We start from the raw sequence: 1,535 nt of genomic DNA, 5'->3' as shown, positions 1-1,535 counted from the left end.
GGGCGCGTATCCGTCCGGCTGGGACGGGGCGCCAGGGTGCGGTGAGGTGCCCGGGCGGGCGTAGGCGCCGGGCGACGAAGGGCCGCCGGGTGGGCCGTAGCCGGGCGGCGGGCCGTAGCCGGCGGGGTGGCCGGCCGGGACCGGCGGGCCCTGCTCGGTCATCCGGTCGAGCGCCTCGTCCGGGATGTCGGCGGCGCGCGCCAGCTCGCGCCGGTGCCGGCGGCGGTTCCAGATCAGGAACACCACGAGCGCCAACAGCACCACCAGCGCCACGGCGATGCCGATGCCGATCACCATGACCTGCTGGTCGGTGGGGCCGCCCCGGTCGCCGTAGTCGGTCACGTCGAAGTCTTCGTCCTCGGTCGCGGCCGGTGGCGCGGACGCGCTGGCCGGAGCGGCGCCGAGCAGCGGGTTCGCCGACACCGACGGCACGTCGGCGGTGAGCGCCGCCACCGGGTCGATCCGGCCGAAGCCGAACTGCGGGTCGCGGCCGGGCGGGCCGGCGTCCCGGGCGGTACGGATGATCCGGTTGATCACGTCGGGTGCGGAGAGCCGGGGGAACTTCGACCTGATCAGCGCCGCCACACCGGCCACGATGGCCGTGGAGTCGGACGTGCCGTCGCCCCAGCCGTACCCCCGGTCGGGTCCGATGTTGTAGACCTCGTCCCCCGGAGCGGCGACCACCGCCTCCGGGCCCTGGGCCGAGCCGGGCCAGAAGCCGCCGCCCCGGGTCGTGCCGGTCACCGCGATCACGCCGGGGATCTTCGCGGGTGAGGCGATGTCCGGGCCGAGCTTGCGGACGTTGCCGGCGGCGGCCACCACGACCACGTCGCGTTCCAGCGCGTACCGGATCGCCGCCTCTTCGCCCTCGTCGACGGCGCCGGCGTGCCCGTAGGACAGGTTGAGCACCCTCGCGCCGCCGTCCACCGCCATCCGGATGCCGGTCGCGGAGTTGCCCGCGTCGGCGCCCTTGTCGCCGGACGGCGTGCGGATGGGCAGGATCCGGGCGTCCGGCGCGACGCCGACCACCCCGGTCCCGTTCGCCGCGATGATCCCGGCCATGTGGGTGCCGTGGCCGTCCGGGTCGCGCCGGCCGTCGCCGGAGTCGAACGTGCTGCGCCCGGCCAGGAGCCGGCCGCGCAGATCCGGGTGGCCGGCGTCGGCGCCGCTGTCGACCACTCCGACCACGACACCACGCCCGGTGGAGATCTGGTGTGCCCGGTCGATCCGCAGCTCGTCGAGGTACCACTGCTCGGCCCGGCGGGGAGCGCCGACGGCGGGCTGCGCGGCCCCCAGCACCATCAGCCCGGCCGCCAGCGCGGCCACCACCGGCCGGAACGCGCCGACGTGCACCGTCATCCGTCCGTCCTCATCGCAGGATGCCCGGGGACGCACCGTCACCGGCGCCCCACGGATCGTCGTCCTCAGTCAACCACGACGAGTGGTCGCCACCGCCGCCGCCATGCCCGGCGCCGCCGTGGCCGCCCATCATCCCGCCGCCCATCATGCCCGCGCCGGCCAGGCCACCACGCGCG

At 76.4% G+C, this 1,535-nt stretch carries 1 protein-coding gene; it reads right to left on the bottom strand.

Annotation, left to right across the window (positions count from 1 at the left end; genetic code table 11):
• A partial coding sequence (gene mycP / locus MCBG_RS26565; protein WP_084789627.1) for a type VII secretion-associated serine protease mycosin occupies positions 1-1,359 on the bottom strand: 1,359 nt, incomplete at its 3' end.
• Between the last annotated feature and the right edge of the window lie 176 nt (positions 1,360-1,535).

Origin of the sequence: Micromonospora sp. M42, assembly GCF_000568915.1 — a bacterium.
Lineage (GTDB): Bacteria > Actinomycetota > Actinomycetes > Mycobacteriales > Micromonosporaceae > Micromonospora > Micromonospora chalcea.
The sequence above is the reverse complement of the archived record's forward strand: the minus strand, read 5'-3'. Positions and strand labels throughout refer to the sequence as shown.